This is a genomic window from Mariniradius sediminis, from assembly GCF_021491425.1.
GTDB lineage: Bacteria > Bacteroidota > Bacteroidia > Cytophagales > Cyclobacteriaceae > Mariniradius > Mariniradius saccharolyticus.
This window is the reverse complement of sequence record NZ_JAKEVZ010000014.1, coordinates 64,183-84,470: the sequence shown is the minus strand read 5'-3', so window position 1 is coordinate 84,470 and position 20,288 is coordinate 64,183. Positions and strand designations below refer to the sequence as shown.

The 20,288-nt window shown below is 47.2% G+C and carries 15 protein-coding genes; 10 read left to right on the top strand and 5 right to left on the bottom strand.

Annotation, left to right across the window (positions count from 1 at the left end; genetic code table 11):
• The first annotated feature begins 77 nt into the window (after positions 1-77).
• Positions 78-590 carry a hypothetical protein gene (locus L0U89_RS16680; RefSeq protein WP_234862556.1) on the top strand — a complete coding sequence of 171 codons (513 nt, stop codon included), beginning with the start codon at positions 78-80 and terminating at the stop codon, positions 588-590.
• Positions 591-654: 64 nt separating this feature from the next.
• On the opposite strand, the gene tamL is transcribed toward L0U89_RS16680, so the two are convergent.
• The gene (gene tamL, locus L0U89_RS16675) at positions 655-3,051 is read right to left on the bottom strand and encodes a translocation and assembly module lipoprotein TamL (protein ID WP_234862555.1); all 2,397 of its coding nucleotides are present in this window, start codon (positions 3,049-3,051) and stop codon (positions 655-657) included.
• 18 nt (positions 3,052-3,069) lie between these two features.
• Between tamL and L0U89_RS16670 the strand changes: the two genes are divergently transcribed.
• The 3 genes from L0U89_RS16670 to L0U89_RS16660 are packed head-to-tail and all read left to right on the top strand — an operon-like array spanning position 3,070 to position 5,609.
• Positions 3,070-3,834, top strand: coding sequence for a TrmH family RNA methyltransferase (locus L0U89_RS16670; protein WP_234862554.1), 765 nt, complete (start codon positions 3,070-3,072; stop codon positions 3,832-3,834).
• A 3-nt stretch (positions 3,835-3,837) separates the two neighbouring features.
• A complete protein-coding gene (locus L0U89_RS16665) occupies positions 3,838-4,824 on the top strand; it encodes a bile acid:sodium symporter family protein (protein WP_234862553.1) in 987 nt (328 codons plus the stop codon).
• Entirely contained in the window at positions 4,821-5,609 is a 789-nt protein-coding gene (locus L0U89_RS16660) for a PhzF family phenazine biosynthesis protein (protein ID WP_234862552.1), read from the top strand. The genes L0U89_RS16665 and L0U89_RS16660 overlap by 4 nt, the downstream gene beginning before the upstream one ends.
• Positions 5,610-5,616: 7 nt before the next feature.
• Here L0U89_RS16660 and L0U89_RS16655 read toward each other — a convergent pair whose 3' ends face one another.
• Both L0U89_RS16655 and L0U89_RS16650 read right to left on the bottom strand, forming a co-directional pair.
• On the bottom strand, positions 5,617-6,693 hold the full coding sequence (locus L0U89_RS16655; RefSeq protein WP_234862551.1) for a 3-oxoacyl-ACP synthase III family protein: 1,077 nt from the start codon (positions 6,691-6,693) through the stop codon (positions 5,617-5,619).
• Positions 6,694-6,802: 109 nt separating this feature from the next.
• Complete coding sequence (locus tag L0U89_RS16650) at positions 6,803-7,438, bottom strand: peroxiredoxin (protein ID WP_234862550.1); 636 nt, start codon at positions 7,436-7,438, stop codon at positions 6,803-6,805.
• A 595-nt stretch (positions 7,439-8,033) separates the two neighbouring features.
• Here L0U89_RS16650 and L0U89_RS16645 point away from each other — a divergent pair.
• Positions 8,034-8,648, top strand: a complete 615-nt coding sequence (locus L0U89_RS16645) for a TIGR04282 family arsenosugar biosynthesis glycosyltransferase (protein ID WP_255777925.1) — start codon at positions 8,034-8,036, stop codon at positions 8,646-8,648.
• A gap of 48 nt (positions 8,649-8,696) precedes the next feature.
• Positions 8,697-9,287 (top strand): DUF6134 family protein, encoded by a 591-nt coding sequence (locus tag L0U89_RS16640; protein ID WP_234862548.1) that lies wholly within the window; start codon positions 8,697-8,699, stop codon positions 9,285-9,287.
• A 132-nt stretch (positions 9,288-9,419) separates the two neighbouring features.
• Here L0U89_RS16640 and L0U89_RS16635 read toward each other — a convergent pair whose 3' ends face one another.
• Complete coding sequence (locus L0U89_RS16635; protein WP_234862547.1) at positions 9,420-10,763, bottom strand: amidohydrolase; 1,344 nt, start codon at positions 10,761-10,763, stop codon at positions 9,420-9,422.
• Positions 10,764-10,855: 92 nt separating this feature from the next.
• On the opposite strand from L0U89_RS16635, the gene L0U89_RS16630 reads away from it, so the two are divergent.
• Together L0U89_RS16630 and L0U89_RS16625 are read left to right on the top strand one after the other, a co-directional pair.
• A complete protein-coding gene (locus L0U89_RS16630; protein WP_234862546.1) occupies positions 10,856-11,827 on the top strand; it encodes a YheT family hydrolase in 972 nt (323 codons plus the stop codon).
• Between the two features lie 187 nt (positions 11,828-12,014).
• Positions 12,015-13,886: a serine hydrolase domain-containing protein gene (locus L0U89_RS16625; protein ID WP_234862545.1), complete on the top strand. Its 1,872-nt coding sequence runs from the start codon at positions 12,015-12,017 to the stop codon at positions 13,884-13,886.
• Between the two features lie 361 nt (positions 13,887-14,247).
• Here L0U89_RS16625 and lhgD read toward each other — a convergent pair whose 3' ends face one another.
• Positions 14,248-15,447, bottom strand: a complete 1,200-nt coding sequence (gene lhgD / locus L0U89_RS16620) for an L-2-hydroxyglutarate dehydrogenase (protein ID WP_234862544.1) — start codon at positions 15,445-15,447, stop codon at positions 14,248-14,250.
• Positions 15,448-15,586: 139 nt separating this feature from the next.
• Between lhgD and L0U89_RS16615 the strand changes: the two genes are divergently transcribed.
• Together L0U89_RS16615 and thrS are read left to right on the top strand one after the other, a co-directional pair.
• Complete coding sequence (locus L0U89_RS16615; RefSeq protein ID WP_234862542.1) at positions 15,587-18,067, top strand: DUF5686 and carboxypeptidase-like regulatory domain-containing protein; 2,481 nt, start codon at positions 15,587-15,589, stop codon at positions 18,065-18,067.
• A 133-nt stretch (positions 18,068-18,200) separates the two neighbouring features.
• A complete protein-coding gene (thrS, locus tag L0U89_RS16610; RefSeq protein ID WP_008628871.1) occupies positions 18,201-20,150 on the top strand; it encodes a threonine--tRNA ligase in 1,950 nt (649 codons plus the stop codon).
• Positions 20,151-20,288: the final 138 nt, after the last annotated feature.

Sequence of the window (20,288 nt, the reverse complement as noted above, 5' to 3'; positions counted from 1 at the left end):
AAAATATTTATATATATTTAACAATCTTCTAAACTTCCCGACAAATTCGGGCGTTTTTGATTACAAACATCAGTCATATGAAAAAGTTAGCGGTTTTCTTTCTCCTGACGATCTTTGCAGCTTCATGCCAAAAGGAGGAAGAATCGATCTACACCAATAATGAATTGAGCTACAATCTCTACAAAAGTTCGGACTTTGATTACACCGGAAAGGTAACCGTAAGGGAATTGACAAGCGGAGGCTTGGAACTTAGGATCGAAATGGTAGGGGAAAAAGGCGGCTCTGATTACTTTTTTCCTGCTCATTTGCATTTTGGAGCCTATGATAGTCCCGACAGCCCGACAGCATTTCTTCTAAATCCAATCAATATCAAGGATTTGACCAGTGTCACCAAGCTTGGCGCTTTGTCAGATGGGAGGGTCTTGGATTTTGAAAGTTTCAAAAAACTGAATGGGCATATCAAGGTACATTTGGCCGACTCTGGGCCCGAGTATCAAATCATCTTGACAGCTGGAAATATCGGCAGCAACAACAATGATCCACAGGCTTTTGACCCATCGAAGATTACACTTTGCTCGCCGTATTATTAAGAAATTGTATCGAATAAAGATCAGGAAGAGGCCAAAAAGCCTCTTTTTTTATGCCCCGGTAGAATTAGAATGGATAGCCGATGCCAATGTTGAATACGGTTTGCCCACGAAATCCGGGAAATGACCTGAAAAATTGATTGAGGACGTACCTCTGCCCGAGCGGTCTCCCTGGATCAAAAGCTTTTACCCCAACGTCAAGGCGAAGCACCAGAAAATCAAAATCCATTCTCAGACCGACGCCCGTGCCGACCGCAATTTCCTTGTAAAATCTATTGAACTCGAAATTCGCACCAGGCCTCGTCGGGTCGTCTTGGAAGGTCCAAGAATTGCCCAAGTCGATGAAATAGGCCGCATCAAAGTAGCCGTACAGCTTGGTCCGCAACTCAAACATTCCTTCAAATAGAATTTCTCCCGGCTGTTCGAAGCGGTAATCCTGTGTGGGTACATTTGAGCCGGGTCCCAACCGGCGTGGCTGCCAAGCTCTAATGCCTGTACTGCCACCAGCAAAAAAGTACTTCTCGTAAGGCAAAACCCCGTTGCTAACACCATAGGGCCGAGCCAACCCCAAATTAATGCGATATGCAAAGGTCTGTTTATTTGTTATTGGAATATACCTGCGAAAATCAGATTGAAACTTGAGAAATTGAAAGTATGCCAAGCTTCTGTTATCGACAAAATCATCTCTGACAAAATTGAGTGTAGTACCACCGCTCTCAAAGAATAGCCTCCAAAGGGAAGCTTTATTTTTCTGAAATGCACCGTATTGGTTGAAATTGAAAATAACCTGTCCCGAAATACTGCTCACGTAAGATGGAAGAAATGAATTGATGAGGTTGTTGCCTTGATCTCGCAGGTCATCGAGCAAAGCATAGAATTCTTCATCCAAATTGGATCGGATGAAGTTGGCATCGAGCAAGTTGACTGTGTATTGCCGCCGGAAAGTCCTTGTGTTCCAATTGTAGGAAATGGCACCCGTGACCGCTTCCCGGATATATTCCGGCCGGTTGATATAGCTGTAACCTATCAATGTACGGGTGCGCGGATTGTAACGACCCAAGGTTTCCAAGGAACCCGCTGCAAATGGAAACAGAAATTGCGGAAAGATCACTGAGGCAGAGGTGTTCAATTCCCTGCTTCGAAATACACCGCCCTCGCCGGTCGCGGACACCACTCCTTCCAAACCTGCTCGGAAATAGAATTCAAAAATTTCCGCCCCTCTGAAAAGGTTTCGGTTTCTCAATGAATGGCTGAAAAATGGTCCCGGAACCTGTTCGGTAATACTTGCGCCGAGTTGGTTTGTAATCTGGAATTTTTGGTTTGGTTGGGTGAAGATTTTTGGCCGAAGCGTATTGCCGATGGTATCAAAGGCGATGTTGACAAAACGAAACAGATCGAGGTTTGCCAGTTGCCGCTGCGTATCGATCACATTTGAGCGACTGTATAAGGCTCCCTTTTCCAAGAAGATCCGCGAGGAAATGATCTTTTCCGAATACCGATCATCATAGAGATCAAACTCGATATCACGGAAATAAGTCACCTCGCTATTGTCAATAAAATTCAAGGATGGCGGGTCTACGGAGAAGAAAATCGAATCGAGCGTATAAACCCGATGGAAATCGGAATAGATTGGTTTACGAATAATCTGTTCGACGACCACGCTGTGCTCTACTGTATCTTCATATACATTATATTCAATGTAGGACTTGGAAAAAGTGTAATAACCGTTGTCTTTCAACAGGTCTTCAACGCGCTGCCGCTCTCGGGTCAAGGCGTTTTGCTCATAGATTTTCCCGATTTTGATTTCGGAGGCGCTATTCGATTTTTCGAGCAGGGTATAAATTTTAGGGTCGTCTGAGTTGGTCAAGAACGAATCAACCACGTAAGGCTCACCTTCATAGATCAGGTATTCGATGTTTGCTTTTTTACGCTTTGTGGTTACGGAAAAATCGGTTTTTGCATCAAAAAAACCATTGTTGGCGAGCAGAAAGCGCATTTGTTGGGCCGATTCCAAGGTTTTTGCACTGTCCATCACGACGCGAGGATTGCCGGTGCGCATGAAAAAATTCCCATATTCCAGCCGCTTCTCCAGGGTTTCGAGATAGCTGTTGACCTTGTTGAGACGCTTTGTCTGTTTTTTGTTCAATCCGCCCTCCTCGTTGAGTTGGATCAGTTCGCGGCGCTCCTGTTCATACTCGGCACGTTTGATTTGTTGTTTGGTGCTATCAAAAGTCCACTCGCCAAAGTTGTAGATGGAGACGCCGATGGAAGTATTGATCAGGGGAATCCGCGTATTCGGGGTCTGTCGGATCATGTTGTAAAGGGCGCCTTTATCGCTCTTTTTGACTCCCTTGATCTTGACATTGTATACCAAATATTCACCGTCTTTCAGTCCTTTGGTCAAAGAACAGGATGAAATCAAGACCAGCAGCACGAGAAAGTTTATATATTTGGCTTTATTCACTATTTGGCTTTTCCCCGGATGTTAAGCAAAAATACGCTTAAGTTTATTAAATCCTTACAACAAAAAAAGTTCCGAATTGAGGAGCAATCGTTTTTTGTAGAAGGCGCCAAAAGTGTCCTCGAACTGCTGGGGTCGGATTTTGAAGTCACCCATTTGTTGTACACCGATCGGTTTTTAGACCATCACCCCAAGGCACTCTACGGTTTCAAGGGTGACGCCTATTCAGTGACCGAAAAAACCTTGGAAATGGCAGGGTCGCTTCAGACAAATGACGCAGCCTTGGCGGTGGCGAGAATGAAAGAGAATGTTCCGTTTTCGCTTCGGCAAAATGAATGGGTGTTGGCTTTGGACGATGTCCGGGATCCAGGAAATCTTGGGACCATTATCCGGATAGCCGATTGGTACGGGATCAAAAAGGTCGTGATGAGTCTCGAAACGGCAGACTTGTACAATCCGAAAGTTCTGCAGGCCAGTATGGGAAGCTTCACCAGAATCCGTTTTTTCTACACTGATTTGGAAGCGTTTCTTCCCCAATCGAAGTTGCCATTGTTTGGGGCTTTTTTGGACGGTGAGTCTGTTTACACCTCAAGATTTCCAAACGGGGGAATATTGGTCATGGGAAATGAATCCAAGGGCATTTCTTCCCGATTGGAAAAATGTATCCAACATAAGGTAACCATTCCGAGGTTTGGAAATGCGGAATCCCTCAACGTCGCGGTGGCTACTGCAGTCATTTGTGACAATATTCTCAGGCAAATCACCACAAACTCCAAAAAAGTCTGAGCGATGTCCAAGCTGCGCAGCACACTCCAAAAGGTCGGTTTGAATACGTTCTTTTTCCTCTTGATCGGGACGATTTTTTTGGCTAAAGCATTTCCCGAATGGGGCACCGAAAGTGCACCGATTCCGCTCAAAGAAATCACCGGCGCTGGGATTTCATTCATTTTCTTCTTTTACGGGGTCAAACTGAGTCCCCAGCAACTTAGATCCGGACTTGCCAATTGGAAGCTGCATCTGGTGGTACAGTCGACAACCTTTCTGGTCTTTCCGTTGGTGGTTTTGGCGCTCTACGGCATTTGGGGAGTGGAGGGGGATTACTTGTGGCTAGGGACTTTTTACTTGGCGGCATTGCCTTCGACCGTATCTTCATCAGTCGTAATGGTATCTATTGCGGGTGGAAATTTACCTGCTGCAATCTTCAACGCCAGCATTTCCAGTATGGTGGGTATCTTCATCACGCCGCTTTGGATGGAATTGATGATTGCCGATACCTCGGTAAGTTTTGATCTTAGCCATACATTTTGGAGGCTAAGCCTACAGGTCTTGTTTCCGGTGATTATCGGGTTGATGCTACACGGAAGGTTGATTGGATTTGTCAATCGGCATCAGAAAACCCTCAAGAATTTTGACCAAAGTATCATCTTATTGATCGTTTTCACGGCATTTGCGGAATCATTTTCGGAAAATATGTTTGAAGGAAAATCGACCGCAGACCTTCTTTCTCTCGGGGTTTTGATGTTGGCCTTTTTCCTGTTGATGATGTCATTGATGTATGGGATATCAAAGGCATTGGGCTTTTCGAGGGAAGACATGATTACCGTGATTTTCTGCGGTAGTAAAAAATCCCTGGTGCAAGGGGCCGTGATGGGTCGGGTGATGTTTCCCGATCCGAAGGTGTTTGGGATATTCCTGTTGCCGCTGATGGTATATCACACCTTGCAATTGATCGTTGGTTCTGCAATAGCGCAAAAAATGGGAGAGAAAAAGACATGAAAACACTCAAAATATATCAAGTTGACGCCTTTGCGGAGCGAAGGTTTGAAGGCAATCCCGCGGCGGTCGTGCCCCTGACGGAATGGCTTTCTGACACGGAAATGCTCCAAATTGCCATGGAGAACAACCTTTCCGAAACGGCATTTTATATCGTAGAGCAAGATCAAATATTCCTCCGATGGTTTACGCCTGCGGTGGAGGTGGACCTGTGTGGACATGCGACTTTAGCGACCGCCCATGTGTTGTTTCAGCATGAAGGATTTGTTGGTGAAGAGATTACCTTTTATTCGCCAAGGTCTGGATTGCTAAAAGTGAAAAAGGAGCAGGACCTTTTGACCTTGGATTTTCCGGCCGATAAATCGGAGAGCATTGAATTGGATAAGAAAATGCTGGATGCGTTTGATCCCAAACCAACCGAGGCATATCGGGGAAAAACCGACTGGATGTTTGTATTTGAAAATGAATCGCAGATCAGGGACTTGGAATTTGACTTGGCAAAAATCGCCGAATTCCCCGTCCGTGGGGTAATCGCAACGGCAAGGGGAAAGGAATTCGATTTCGTTTCCCGATTTTTTGCTCCACAATCCGGCGTTCCCGAAGATCCCGTTACAGGTTCTGCGCATACGACGCTGACGCCTATTTGGGCGGAACGCCTCGGCAAGCATCAATTGCAGGCCAGACAAATATCTGCCCGTGGCGGCAATGTTTCCTGCACTTGGAACGGTGATCGTGTGCTTTTGGGTGGAAAAGCAGTGACCTACCTAATTGGTGAAATCTTCATTTAGGCAAAGTTCAGGGGACTTTGTATACGAAAGCGTTGACGTTCATGCCTGCGCCTACGGATGCAAAGACCAAATGGTCGCCCGATTGGATCGAGTGTTCCTCCAATTCGCCCTTGATGATTTGGTCATATAGGATCGGCACCGTCGCCACCGAATTGTTACCCATTTTTGAAATGATCATCGGCATCAGTCCATTCGGAATCTCGTCGATTCCGTAGAGTTTCATGGTACGCTGCATGATTGCCTCGTCCATTTTGGCATTTGCTTGGTGGATGAGCACTTTGTGGATTTGGCTGATGTCAAGGCCGGATTTGTCAATCGCCTGTTTTACTACGCCTGGCACCGTATTGAGGGCGTATTCGTAGAGCTTTCTCCCGTTCATTTTCAAAAACAAGGTATCATCCTTGAATTGGGGATTGTAAGAGACGTCCATCCGCAGCAAGTGCGCTTGGGTGAGGGTATCTGTTCGTGTTTTGTGGCACAAAATCCCAATTGGATCTTTGCTTTTGACCCCTTCCAAAATAACCGCACCGGCACCATCAGAATAGATCATACTGTCTATATCGTGGGGATCGATAATCCTGGAAAGTGTCTCCGCACCGATTACCAAGGCCCTTTTGGCATCGCCTGACTTGATAAAATAATCCGCATGGATCATACCTTGCACCCAACCTGGACAACCGAAAGGAAGATCATATGCCACGCAGTCCGGGTTTTCTATCTTCAGCATGTGCTTGACCCGGGAAGCTATTGTCGGCAGGAAATCGGACTTGCGGTTGTCGTCGAGAATCTCGCCGAAATTCTGGGCGACTATGATGTAGTCGAGTGTTTCGGGGTCGATTTTGGCGTCGATCAAAGCGGCTTCAGCCGCAAAGAATGCCATATCCGACGTATTCAATTCCGGCGATAGATATCGCCGTTCTTCGATTTCTGTGATTTCCTGAAACTTGCTGATGATTTGTGGATTCGGTTTTGGCTGTTTGTTTCCTTGGTTATCCAAAAACTCATGGTTCAAAAAGTCCTCATTTTTGACTACCACGGAGGGCAGGTATGAACCCGAACCCTTGATCACAGAGTAAATCGTCATTTTTTGGCTGATTGTTGGTGGAACTGAATCCCAAGTAAGGAATTATATTTTAGAAATCAGCGGCAAAAATCCATAAAAAAAACCCTGGGATTCGCCAGGGTTGATGTTCCTACAAGTTGGGTTGTGGGGTTGTGCGCAGATAAGGTTTGATCCGCTTGTGGCCTTTCGGGAATTTGGCGGGTATGTCCTCATCCTTGATGGCAGGTGCGATAACCACGTCCTCGCCTTGCCGCCAGTTTGCGGGCGTCGCGACAGAATAGTTTGCAGTCAATTGGAGCGAATCAATTACCCTGAGCAACTCGTCGAAATTTCTGCCTGTGCTGGCTGGATAGGTGATGATCAACTTGATTTTCTTGTCAGGTCCAATGACAAAAACCGAGCGGACAGTGAAGTTCTCGTTTGCATTTGGATGGATCATGTCATATAGGAATGAAATTTTCCTGTCTTTGTCAGCAATCAAAGGGAAATTGACCGTCGTGTTTTGGGTTTCGTTGATGTCATTGATCCAGCTTTCGTGGTCTGGTAATCCATCGACGCTCAAGGCGATGACCTTTGTATTTCTTTTTTCAAATTCCTGCTTCAGTTTCGCCACGGTACCCAACTCCGTGGTGCACACCGGTGTATAATCCGCTGGATGTGAGAAAAGAACTCCCCATCCATTGCCCAGATATTCGTAGAAGTCGATCGTGCCTTCCGTGGTCTCCGCAACAAAATTGGGAGCCACATCTCCTAGTCGTAATGCCATAATTTTGAAAATTTATTAGTCTATAGAATTTGTAGGAAATATACAGTTTTTGATCCGGTTTTGTTTTTCCGTTCCTGTATTTTCTCCTGAAAAAAGATTTTCAGTTGTTCGACCGTTGCACCGTCGGACTGTCTGGTACCATCGCCTGTGGCGATGGGATAGGCTGCTGTCTAGCTATCTTTTGCTATCCTGCGTTTCCGAACGCAGGATTCACTCGAAATCCGAACCTATTCGATCATACCGCCTCTCCGAGGCTCGTGAATCTAAATTGCGATTCTTTGCGACAATCAGAGCGCCCCCATGGGACTGAAGTTTTCGGTCCATACTGAACTGAATTCCGGGGGATTCCCACTTCGTCGGAATGACGCTGCGGCGAATAAACCCAAGCTTCCAAACTTTCAACCTTCAAACTTTTTAACCTTGTAACCTTGCAACCTCTGTACCCACAAACCCAATTTTCCAATATTTCAATTTTCCAATATACCAATTCCCAATCTCCCAACCTTCCATCTTTGCCGATCTGCATAAAATCCGACAAACATAATCGTACTGTTTTTCTATTTTGCAGACTGGTATTTAGGGAGACCAGGGTCATATGGAAATTAAGCAATCAAGGGCCTTACTTGTGTTTCAGAAAAACACATCGCGTGGCAAAGTGAAAACAAGACTTGCGGCATCGATAGGAGAGGAAAAGGCCTTGGACATCTATCGTGAGCTTTTGATGACCACATATTTGGAGGTGGGTAAACTTTACGGGATTGACGTGATTCCATTTTTTTCTGACTATCCCGAACCCTTGCCGATCCCGTTACACAATTCACCTTCTCGCCAAATTCAGTCCGGTCAGGACCTTGGCCAAAGGATGTCAAATGCATTTGCCTGGGCTTTTGCAAAAGGCTACGATCGGGTGGGAATCATAGGGACAGATTGTCCCGAGTTGAAGCATGATATCATCCGGGACGGTATCGAGCAGCTCGAAAATTTTGATTTCTGCATCGGTCCGGCATTTGACGGAGGGTACTACTTTTTGGCGATGCGGGAACATCATCCATGGATTTTTGAGAATATCCGCTGGAGTAGTCCGTATGTGCTTGAGGAAACCTTGGCGTTGGTAAAAGGTCGGGAACGGAGTTTCAGTCTTTTGGAAATATTGCGGGATGTAGATACAGAAGATGATTATTTGGCATTTTTAGCCAAAAAAAGAATTTGATCTATTGCTTTTAATTCCTTCAATTTGGGACAGTTAACCTTTCCAAATATGAAACGCAAATTCTTTATACTATCCATTTTTGTCGGTTTGCACTTTGCTGCTTTTGCGCAAGAAATCCGACAGTACGAGGTGTTGGTTGCAGGTATCAAAATTGGGGATATGGTTGCAAAGAAATCCACGGAAAAGGACATGGTTCAATATGAAATCAAGAGCCAGGTGAGTTTTTGGTTTTTCGGAAAGATCAACCTTTCCTATCACACCCTCTCCAAGTATAAAGATGGGATGCTAGTAAGTAGTGATGTAAAATCAACAACAAACAAAGGGAATTTTGAATCTTCGGTAAAATGGAAGGGCAAGTATTATGATGTAGATGCAAACAGCTATAAGTATGAAAACAAGGAGAAGATTGATAGGCCATTTTACTGTAGCGCAGCGGTTTTGTTTTTTGACGAACCAGTCAAACACCTTGAAATGATCGCCGAAACCTACGGAACACCTACCAAAATCAACAGGAAAAAGGGTTATTATGAAGTGGTCGTCAACGGCGATACCAATCAATATCATTTTGTGGATGGCAAAATGGTCAAGGCAGTGATGGAATTTCCCATCAAAAACTATGTATTGAAGCTTAAGGAATAAAAAAGGCCGAAACAATCGGCCCGTTTATTTATCATCAATACCTATGAAGAAAAATTTACTTGCGTAAAGGTAGGAATCTCGCTGTAGTTGGAAGTTAAGCAAGCATGAAGTTTAAGTCATCATGGCGTTATCTTATTTTTTGGAGTCCATCATTACTTCCTGGTTTTTCAATATGTCCATCGCAAAAAGGCTCATTGCTTTCATGCCGGTTTTGATGGTAGGTTCAGGAACCGGTGCAAAATAGGGCGAGTGTAATCCAGGAATTTCGAGTCCCTCAGCTTTTGCTTTTTCGAGAAATGCCGGATCATTGGCGCCGAGATAAAACATGGTGATTGGGATTTTTCTTTCCTGCATCCCATACCTGCTAAAATCCTCGCCGATCATTTGGGCTTCCACAGGAACCACCTTTGATTCATCGAAATTGGCCTTGAAAACTTTCATCATTTGTTGGGTCAGGAGGTCATCATTGATCAATGCGGGCGTGTGTGGTTCGCGGATCCAATAGCTCGGCATTTTTGATTCAGGAAGACCGGCAGCTTTGGCGAGGTTTTCACTAATGCGCTTGACGCTGCCGATCATTTCTTCCCTGACCGCAGGGGAATAGGACCTCAAGGTAAGCTGCATGACCACTTGATCGGGAATGATATTATGTACTGTACCGCCGTGAATGGATCCCACGGTCACCACCGCAGGGTCCGTCGGTGCAATTCGTCTACTGACGATTGTCTGATAGGCTTGGATCATTTGGGCACTGAGGACAATAGGATCGATGCCCTTGTGTGGTGCTGCGCCGTGGGCACCTTCTCCATAAACTGTTACATTCATCATATCCACGCCTGCCATGAGCGCTCCTGATTTATACCCGAGCGTGCCAGCCGGCAAAAAGGGATCATCATGCAGCGCAATAGCATAGTCGGGGTGGGGGAACCGGGAGTACAAGCCATCGTTCAGCATGTTCCAAGCTCCCATGCCATTTTCCTCGGATGGTTGTCCCACCATCAAGAGTGTGCCGCGCCAAGCTTGTTTATTGGCAGCCATGAGTTGTGCGGTTCCGACAAATACCGACATATGGATATCGTGCCCACAGGAATGTGCTACAAAGGTTTCCTTGCCGTCATTTCCGATCGTTTTTTTGGTGGATGCGTAGGGAAGTCCGGTTTTTTCTTCCATGGGCAATGCGTCCATATCGGTTCGGATCAACAATACCGGACCCGAACCATTTTTCAACACGCCGATCACGCCGTATCCGCCAATTCCCGTACTCACTTCATAGCCTGCTTTTTTCAATTCATCTGCTATGCGTGCGGAAGTTTCCTTTTCCTGGAGCGAAATCTCGGGGTTTTGGTGGAGGTGCTTGTAAAGCTTGTCGAGAGATGGGTAGAGTTTGTCGATGTCTTGGTCCAAATTCTGCGCTTCTGCAAATCCGCCAAGGGATACAAGCCCGGAAAAAGCCAAGGCAATGAATGATTTGTACATAGAATTAGGAAGGTATTTCTTTCAAATAAAACAAATAATTCCCGGTTGTGGTCGGATGTTTTTATTTTCGCAAGGATTTCTTCTTTCAGCAAATGCCAGTTATACCTTCATCCTCGTATCGAAAACCTCCCTTTTTCCTTTGGAATGGACACTTGGAGACGATTGTTCCGAGCATTTTCAGAAAAATCGAAGGAGTGGCTTACCAAAGAGAAAGGATTTGGACTCCGGACAAAGATTTTTTGGATTTGGATTGGTCAAAAATTGGAAGCAAAAAGCTGCTGATTATTTCCCATGGTTTGGAAGGCAGTTCAGAAAGGCATTATGCCAAAGGACTCGCCAAGCTTTTCAACCAATATGGATTTGACGTATTGGCTTGGAACAACCGCTCCTGCAGTGGAGAAATGAATCTTGCACCTTTTCTATACCACCATGGATCGACTTATGACCTTGATACCGTCATCCGGCACGTGGAATCCACACAAAGCTACGAGGCATATTTCCTTTGTGGAATCAGCATGGGCGGGGCCCAGGCTTTGAAATACCTCGGTGAAAAAGGACTGGACTTGAATCCAAAAATCAAAAAGGCAGCTGTCTATTCTACTCCGTGCAATCTTCCCGATTCGGCAGCGACCCTGCGTGAAAGGAAGAACGCATTTTACAAAAAGCGCTTTCTCACAAAGTTGAAGGCCAAAATGAAGCTGAAGGGACAGCAATTTCCTGGATTGGTTGATTTGGACCGACTCGATACAGTCATGGATTTTAACACCTTTGACACCGAATACACCGCAAAGGTGCATGGCTTCGATGATGCGGAGGACTTTTACAGAAGTGTCAGTGCTGATAATTGGATGAAGGATATCCAAATTCCCACCTTGATCATCAATGCGCTTAATGATCCATTGCTGATGGGAAAATGCTACCCGGTTGCCCTTGCTAAAAACCACCCCAAGCTATTTTTGGAAATGCCTAAGCGGGGTGGTCATACGGGATTTTTGGTGCCTGGACAGGAATTTACTTGGGCGGAATATAGGTTTTTGGATTTCTTGGGAAACACCTTGAAGTAATCGGTGAGATTTTCGTCATTTTTTTAAACTGAGAATTGTAATCCACCAACGGCACCGATTTCTCCATTAGATTTTGATACTTTGAAGCGCCTTTATTTGGATCGGTGCTCCCTTGTATGTAAACCTAGTACCCCAGACAAATCGCCTCCAGCCTAATTTGGAGAACATGTTCAAAATCCCTTAAACTATGCCAATTTCCAAGATTTTTAATTCATTTAAATCAAAGGGGATCAGCTTGCTCTTTGCGCTGATCCTAGTCGGCGTCCCAGCCTTTGCCCAACATAAAGGCCCGCGATTGATAGTGCGGGGCGATGACATGGGCTCAAGCCGGTCCGCCAATCTTGCCAGTATCGAGACATTTGTGGATGGAGTGGAGACCTCCATCGAGTTGATGGTCGTGACGCCGTGGTTTCCCGAAGCGGCCAAGCTGCTGAGGCAAAATACTGGAATCGATGTCGGGCTACACCTGGTCATCACGAGCGAATGGGACGGGATCAAATGGAGGCCTTTCACGCATGCGCCAAGCTTGACCGACAAGGACGGCTACTTCCTGCCCATGATGGGGGCGAACAAAAACTATCCTGGTCTCGCCATCACAGAGAACCCTTGGAAACTGGAGGAAATCGAACGGGAGTTTCGGGCGCAGATTGAGTTTGCGCTGAAGCATGTACCGCAAATCAGCCACCTTTCAGGACATATGGGTGCAACGGGCTTTCATCCTGATGTCGCGAATATGGTGGAAAAGCTGGCCGCCGAATATGACCTGCCAGTCATGAGTCGGGCCATGATGCAGCAGATTGGCATCTCGGGAACCACCTACGATGGCCCCAAAGCCACTTCGGAAGAGAAAGAGGCAGCATTTATCCGGATGCTCGGCAAACTCGAACCTGGGAAATCCTACATGTTTGTCGATCATCCGGCCTATGACAATCTGGAAATGCAGGGCGTGGGCCATATCGGCTACGAGGATGTGGCGGTGGACAGGCAAGGTGTCACAGATACATGGACAAGTCCCAAGGTCAAGCAGGCCGTCAAGGACAACAATGTCGAGCTGATCAATTTCATCACCCTTGCCAAGGCACTTCCTCGGAGTACGCCCGAGGCTGAAAAGGTGAATCCCAAAGGAATAGAAAATTACCTGGCCGCAGTGAAATCAAGCGGACAAGACCTGCATAGCCTGATGATCCTGCGCAACGGAAAAGTGGTGGCGGAGCGTTGGTTTGGGGACAACGCCGCCAACAAGCCACATGTCATGCATTCCGTCAGTAAAACATTTACGGCAACAGCCGTCGGTTTTGCAGCGAGTGAAGGCCTACTGAAGGTGTCCGATAAGGTCATTTCTTTTTTTCCAGACAAATTACCAGCGGTCGTCAGCGACAATCTGAAAGCCATGGAAATCAGGCATTTGCTGACCATGACCGCCGGGCACGACACGGATCCCACGCGGGCCATTCGCGCTGAAAAGGACCTGGATTGGGTGGAGGCATTTTTGGCACTGCCGGTAGACCATCAGCCGGGAACGGAATATGTCTACAACAGTCTCGCGACTTTTATGCTTTCTGCGATCCTCCAAAAAGTCACGGGCGATCGTGTGCTTGATTACCTGCAGCCGCGTTTGTTCAGGCCTTTGGGAATTGTGGGTGCGGTTTGGGACGAAAATCCGCAGGGTATCAGCGTAGGCGGTTGGGGACTCCACATCAAGACGGAGGACATGGCCAAGTTGGGCCAATTCTATCTCCAAAAAGGACAATGGAACGGAAAGCAATTGTTGCCGACGTCTTGGTTTGACGAAGCAACCGCCGCCCAGGTACCCTCTCTTCCCGCAGGTACCAAGCGCGAAAACCTGAAAGTGAAACCAAAGGACAGCGACTGGCTGCAGGGCTACGGCTATCAGCTTTGGCGAAGCAGGTATAATTCCTACCGGGCGGACGGCGCCAATGGTCAGTTTATCCTGATCCTGCCGGAAAAAAATGCTGTCATCTTGGCCACGGCCAATATCCAAGACATGCAGGGCGAAATCAACCTGATGTGGAAGCACTTGTTGCCGGCCCTGAAGTAAGGTGGATTCGCAGGAGAAAACGAAAAAAGGCAGCCCAGCAGGCTGCCTTTTTGAGTAACTATTACCCAATCAATCTCCGGGCTATCCCGGAATTGAAATCTTTATGTATGGAAATACAACGTTTCTTTTCTGATAGACGAATTTGGAACCCCCAACGTCCAGAAATGATTTAACACCGAATCTTAAAAAAAGTTAATGGAAGTTTTTAAGTTGAATTTAAGATTGGAAATGAAAGACCCAAAAAGGAGGAAGCGATTGGGTGAATTCAGTCCTTTTTGTGAGGATCGTGACGCAAATGATCCGAAAAAAGACGGGCACAAATCTGTGCCCGCCATGGAATCGATTTGGGAATCATGTTGGATCAAAACCGCTTCAGTGCCAATGCCGCAACGGTGCCGCCTATTGCCAATGAACTCGTGGCGGCAGGGGAGGGGGCATTGAGTACATGGATGCCGAGCTCGTTTTCACGGATGCAGAAATCATCCAAAAGTCCACCGGTCCGGTCACAGGCCTGCGCCCTCACGCCCGCACCGCCATCCACCAAGTCACTTTCTTGGATATCGGGGATGAGTTCCTGTAGCGCCTTGGTGAAGGCTGCCTTTGAAAAGGAGCGGTACATTTCTCCCACGCCTGTTTTCCAATATTTGGAGGCGACTTTCTGGAAACCCGGCCATGCGAGTGTTTCCCGCAGTTCGCCGATGTTGACATCCAAACGCTTATAGCCTTCCCGACGGAAAGCCAGCACGGCATTCGGTCCGGCTTCCACGCCCCCTTTCATCATGCGGGTAAAGTGCACGCCTAGGAAAGGAAAATTCGGATCCGGGACGGGATAGATGAGGTTCCGGACCAAGTATTCACGTTCTTTTTTGATTTTGTAGTATTCGCCCCGGAAGGGAATGATTTTCACGTCCAAAGGCTCGTCTTGGTGCATTTGGGCCACTTTATCGGAGTACAGTCCCGCACAGTTGACGAGCAGCTTGCAGGCATATTCCTGCCCATCCGTTTGGATATAGTTGATGTGGTTCAATTTTTTGATACCCTGCACCTTAGTGCCTAGGAAAATGCTTCCACCCAAAGACTCGAACTTGCGTCCATAAGCCTTTGCCACTACTTTGTAATCGACGATTCCTGTCTGGGGCACGTGAATCGCCGCCACGCCCGCGCAATAGGGTTCGTACTCCTTCAGTTCATCCAAGGAAATATGGCGTGTGCCGGTGAGTCCATTTTGCAGGGCGCGTTCATGAAGGCCATTCAATATCGAAACCTGTTCGGGCCGGGTTGCCACGACCACTTTGCCTGTGATTTCAAAAGGGATGTTCTCCTCTGCGCAGAATTTGACCAATTGGTGGTAACCTTCGATGCAATTTTTGGCCTTCAAAGAGCCCGGCTTGTAGTAAAGCCCGGAATGGATAACGCCTGAATTATTGCCCGTTTGGTGTTTGGCCAGTTCCTTTTCCTTTTCGAGGATCGCGATTTTGAGGGATGGATGTTGGGATTTTATCTTGAGTCCGGTCGCGAGGCCGACTATTCCGCCACCGACGATGATGATATCGTAAACCATATGCTATCTTTGGGACAAATATAAGGTTCAATTGATTTCCAGTTCAACACTTCCAAAACCTTATAGCAATATCTACAACCAACCTATTTCAGCGCCTTTGGTTTGATTTGTCTCGACTGAATGACCAGGCACACCACATATGATTAAAAGTTATTTTCTCAGCCTGGTTTTTTGCTGGCTTTCTTTTTTCGCCTTTGGCCAAGTCACGATCAAGGGAAAGGTTACGAATGTCGACAATGGCGACCCGATTCCTTTTGCCAATGTAGTCGTCAAGGGCACAACCTTGGGTACAACCACGGATTTTGAGGGCAATTACACACTCGCGCTTCGTTCCTTTGCCGACAGCCTGCAGGTATCTTACTTGGGGTACATTTCCCAAACCAAGGCGATCGAAAAATCCCCCGCGGTCACGATCAATTTTCAGTTGGTGCCTTCGACTTTCAATCTTTCCGAAGTGGTCTTTTCAGCGGGAGAAAATCCGGCTTTTGAAATCCTCAGAAAGACAGTCAAAGCGAAAAACAACTTCGACAAGCGAAATCTAAATGCCTACGAGTCTGATAATTATACCAAAATCGAACTTGCCCTGAACGAGGTCGAAGGTGACTTCAAGGAAATCAATCAGGTGAAAAAAATCCTCGGAGTCCTGGACAGTATCAAGCAGCTCACCAACGACGAAGGCAAGAAAATCCTCCCAATTTTTTTCTCGGAATCCTATTCCAAATTCTACTATCGAACCGATCCGATTTTGAAGAAGGAAGTCATTCTCAATTCCAAATTGACGGGCGTCGGCATTACCGATGGCACTACCGTGGCCCAAATCACGGGGTCGGTTTTTCAGGAATATAACTTTTACCGCAATTGGCTGACCATACTCGAAAAGGAATTTGTCTCTCCAATCGCGGATGGTTGGCGGACTTTCTATGATTATGACTTGCTGGATTCGGTCCTCGTCGGCGGTGATAGCTGCTACATGCTCAAGGTATATCCGCTCCGGGAGCAGGATTTGGCTTTTTCGGGATTGATTTGGATCAACAAGGAGAATTATTCCCTCAAGCAGGTCGATTTGGCGATAGCCGAGTCGGCCAATCTCAACTTTGTGGAGACGATCAAAATCCAGCAGGAACTCGTCCCCACGGAAAATGGATTTCAGTTGCCCGCAAAAACCCGCGTGCTGATCAAGATCGGCAAGTTGACGGATAACTCAGTCGGACTCTTGGCGAAGTTCTACAATTCGAGTTCGGACTTCGTGATCAATCAACCCCATCCACCGAATTTTTACCTGAAAGCCGTGGAGCTCAGCCAAGACTTTGACCAAGGCGAGGAGGTGTTTTGGCAGGAAGTGCGACCCGAACCGCTGACGAGTGAGGAACTTGTTTCGCGGCAGATGGTCGATACCTTGGCGAGGCTGCCCGTGGTGCGTTTCTATTCGGAAGGGATCAAATTCCTATCCACGGGTTTTTTGCCGGTCGGAAATTTGGACCTGGGACCATGGACCGGCCTAGCCAATTACAACGATATCGAGGGATTTAGACTTGGTGCAGGCCTTCGCACCAACCTCAAATTCAGCAAGTCGGTGGTGTTGACGGGCTATTTGGCGTATGGATTTGGTGATCAGCAGTTCAAGTATTTCGCCTCGGCGACCAAGATTTTGGACAAAAATCGCTGGACCACGATCCAAGTCAATACCCAAAAGGAAATCGACCAAGTGGGCCTGGAGATCGAAAACCTGCAGCTCAACAGTATCTTTTTGGCCGCAACGCGGTTTGGTACACTCAACAATGCCTATTACAGCACCCATTATCGCTTTATCGCGCAGCGCGAGGTCTTCCGTGGATTCAACTTGACTGGCGGCATGAGTTGGAAGCATTTTGACCCCACTTTTCCTTTTTCCTGGCAAGACCAAAATACCGGGAAACTGAAATCCGATTTTGACTTGGCCAACATCAACCTCGGCTTCCGCTACGGCCGGGACGAGATTTTTGTGATCAATGACAACCAACGCATTTCCCTTGGTCCGGTGAAGTGGCCCATTTTCGACTTTCGGTTCAGCCAAGGGCTCGATCGCTTGGGTGGCGAAATCCAATACCAGCGCTATCAGATGAGCGTGTACCACAAGCTGAACCTGGGTCTTTTGGGCGTATCGCGGTACGAGTTACGGACAGGGATGGTCAGAGGCGTGGTGCCGTTTCCTTTGCTTGAAAACCACATTGGCAACGAGACCTTTTTCTACACCACGGCGGCATTCAACCAGATGAACATTGCCGAGTTTGCCAGCGATCGTTTTTTGAGTCTGAAGTATGGGCACTCCTTTGAGGGCTTTGGCTTCAACCAAATTCCCCTGATCAAAAAGCTCAAATGGCGGGCAGTGGGCAATGCCAACCTGCTTTGGGGCTCGGTCAGCGACAAAAACCTCTTCGTGGTGCCTGAATTTGACGAAAACGGCAACCAAATCCCTGCCTTCGGATTTTTGGATCCATCCAAGCCTTATGTGGAGCTCGGGTATGGAATTGAGAATATCTTCAAGTTTTTCAGGGTCGACTTTTTCCACCGCATCACTTACCTTGACAACCCCGGAGCGCGGCCTTTTGGCGTGAAAGTGAGCGCACAGGTGATTCTGTGATTCTTCATGGTGTTTGAAGAAGTCCAACTCTTTTGAGCAAGAGGAGAAAAAGCCAGTCGCATTTCGCATATTTGCAAGTCGAAAAAAGCATCTGTTTGTAAAGATGCCATGTACCATTTATCCAAAAACTTAAATGTCCAACCAACAAGTAAAAATTACCCTTCCCGACGGTTCGGTGAGGGAATACGAAAAGGGAGTTTCGGGGCTACAGATTGCCGTTAGTATCAGCGAGGGTTTAGCCAGAAATGTCCTAGCAGCCAAAGTCAATGGCGAAGTGTGGGATGCCAGTCGTCCGATTTTGCAGGATTCCAGCGTACAGTTGCTGACCTGGAACGACAAGGAAGGCAAAAGCACCTTTTGGCATTCTTCCGCCCACCTGATGGCAGAGGCCTTAGAAAGCCTCTATCCAGGAATCAAATTTGGCATCGGTCCGCCGATTGAAAACGGCTTCTACTACGATGTAGACTTTGGCGACAAGCCCTTGGAAGGTGCCGAATTGGAGCAAATCGAAAACAAAATGCTCGAGCTTGCCCGCCAAAAAAACGATTACATCCGAAAAGATGTAGCCAAAAAAGACGCTATCGCCTATTTCAAGGAAAAAGGGGACGAGTACAAGCTCGACCTTTTGGAAGGCCTTGCCGATGGTTCGATCACTTTCTACGAGCAAGGCAACTTTGTGGACCTTTGCCGCGGCCCGCATATCCCCAACACGGGATTTATCAAAGCCGCCAAACTGCTCAATATCGCCGGTGCTTATTGGCGGGGCGATGAGAAAAACAAGATGCTGACCCGTATCTACGGGATCACTTTCCCCAAAGCCAAGGAACTTGAAGAGTACCTGCACATGCTTGAAGAAGCCAAGCGCAGGGACCACAGAAAACTCGGCCGGGAATTGGAACTGTTCACATTTTCGGAAAAAGTGGGCATGGGATTGCCACTTTGGTTGCCAAAAGGAACCCTACTGCGCGAGCGTCTGGTCGCTTTCATGAAGCGTGCCCAAGACAAGTCAGGTTATCAGCAAGTGACTACGCCACATATTGGCCATAAAGTGCTCTACGAAACTTCGGGCCACTATGAGAAATATGGCAAAGATTCCTTTCAGCCGATCCACACTCCTAATGACGGAGAGGAATTCCTGCTGAAGCCGATGAACTGCCCGCATCACTGCGAAATCTACAAACACAAACCAAGGTCCTACAAGGACTTGCCCATCCGCTATGCGGAGTTCGGTACGGTCTATCGCTACGAGCAAAGCGGCGAGTTGCATGGTTTGACGCGGGTGAGGGGATTTACGCAGGATGATGCGCATATCTTCTGCCGTCCCGACCAGGTGAAGGAGGAATTTATCAAGGTCATTGACCTCGTTTTGTATGTGTTCAAAGCCTTGGGCTTCGAGGATTACACCGCGCAGATTTCGCTGAGGGATCCAGATAACAAAGAAAAATACATCGGAACCGACGAAGCTTGGAACAAAGCAGAGGCTTCCATCATCGAAGCAGCTGCAGAAAGAGGGCTTGAGACTGTCACCGAACTCGGCGAAGCGGCATTCTACGGGCCTAAGTTGGACTTCATGGTAAAGGACGCGCTGGGTAGAAAATGGCAGCTTGGTACCATCCAGGTTGACTATCAGCTTCCGGAAAGGTTCCAGTTGGAGTACATCGGTTCGGATAATCAGAAGCATCGTCCGGTCATGATCCACAGGGCGCCGTTCGGCTCCTTGGAGCGTTTCGTGGCGGTCTTGATTGAGCACTGCGCAGGCAATTTCCCGCTTTGGCTATCTCCGGAGCAGATCACGATTCTGCCGATTTCGGAGAAATTCATTGAGTATGCCGAGCAAGTTAAATCCATCTTGGAGGATTCGGACATCACAGGCGCTATCGACAACCGTGATGAAAAGATCGGCAGAAAGATCCGCGACGCAGAAGTCAAGAAGATTCCATTTATGCTGATCGTCGGAGAAAAGGAGCAGCAGGAAGGTATGATTTCCGTGCGAAAACACGGAGAAGGTGACTTGGGTGCGATGCGTCCGGAGGAGTTTGTTAGCTACTTCAAAGGCATCATCCGTGAGGCGATTGCGCATTGATTTTGCAGAATTGAGCTGAACTGTTAGAAAGACTCATTCAAAAAAAGTTAAAACCGAATTTATTTTAAATCCCTTGGAAACGATCGCATCGAATTCCAAGGGATTTTTTATTTCTTAAGTATTGATTCCGCTGGCTTA

Excerpts from the sequence above, each read along its gene's own strand:
- L0U89_RS16625 (WP_234862545.1), top strand. The coding sequence starts at position 12,015 with ATGCCAATTTCCAAGATTTTTAATTCATTTAAATCAAAGGGGATCAGC.
- L0U89_RS16630 (WP_234862546.1), top strand. The coding sequence starts at position 10,856 with ATGCCAGTTATACCTTCATCCTCGTATCGAAAACCTCCCTTTTTCCTT.
- L0U89_RS16665 (WP_234862553.1), top strand. The coding sequence starts at position 3,838 with ATGTCCAAGCTGCGCAGCACACTCCAAAAGGTCGGTTTGAATACGTTC.
- L0U89_RS16660 (WP_234862552.1), top strand. The coding sequence starts at position 4,821 with ATGAAAACACTCAAAATATATCAAGTTGACGCCTTTGCGGAGCGAAGG.
- L0U89_RS16655 (WP_234862551.1), bottom strand. The coding sequence starts at position 6,693 with ATGACGATTTACTCTGTGATCAAGGGTTCGGGTTCATACCTGCCCTCC.
- L0U89_RS16615 (WP_234862542.1), top strand. The coding sequence starts at position 15,587 with ATGATTAAAAGTTATTTTCTCAGCCTGGTTTTTTGCTGGCTTTCTTTT.
- L0U89_RS16645 (WP_255777925.1), top strand. The coding sequence starts at position 8,034 with ATGGAAATTAAGCAATCAAGGGCCTTACTTGTGTTTCAGAAAAACACA.
- thrS (WP_008628871.1), top strand. The coding sequence starts at position 18,201 with ATGTCCAACCAACAAGTAAAAATTACCCTTCCCGACGGTTCGGTGAGG.
- L0U89_RS16640 (WP_234862548.1), top strand. The coding sequence starts at position 8,697 with ATGAAACGCAAATTCTTTATACTATCCATTTTTGTCGGTTTGCACTTT.
- lhgD (WP_234862544.1), bottom strand. The coding sequence starts at position 15,447 with ATGGTTTACGATATCATCATCGTCGGTGGCGGAATAGTCGGCCTCGCG.
- L0U89_RS16670 (WP_234862554.1), top strand. The coding sequence starts at position 3,070 with ATGTTAAGCAAAAATACGCTTAAGTTTATTAAATCCTTACAACAAAAA.
- L0U89_RS16680 (WP_234862556.1), top strand. The coding sequence starts at position 78 with ATGAAAAAGTTAGCGGTTTTCTTTCTCCTGACGATCTTTGCAGCTTCA.
- L0U89_RS16635 (WP_234862547.1), bottom strand. The coding sequence starts at position 10,763 with ATGTACAAATCATTCATTGCCTTGGCTTTTTCCGGGCTTGTATCCCTT.
- L0U89_RS16650 (WP_234862550.1), bottom strand. The coding sequence starts at position 7,438 with ATGGCATTACGACTAGGAGATGTGGCTCCCAATTTTGTTGCGGAGACC.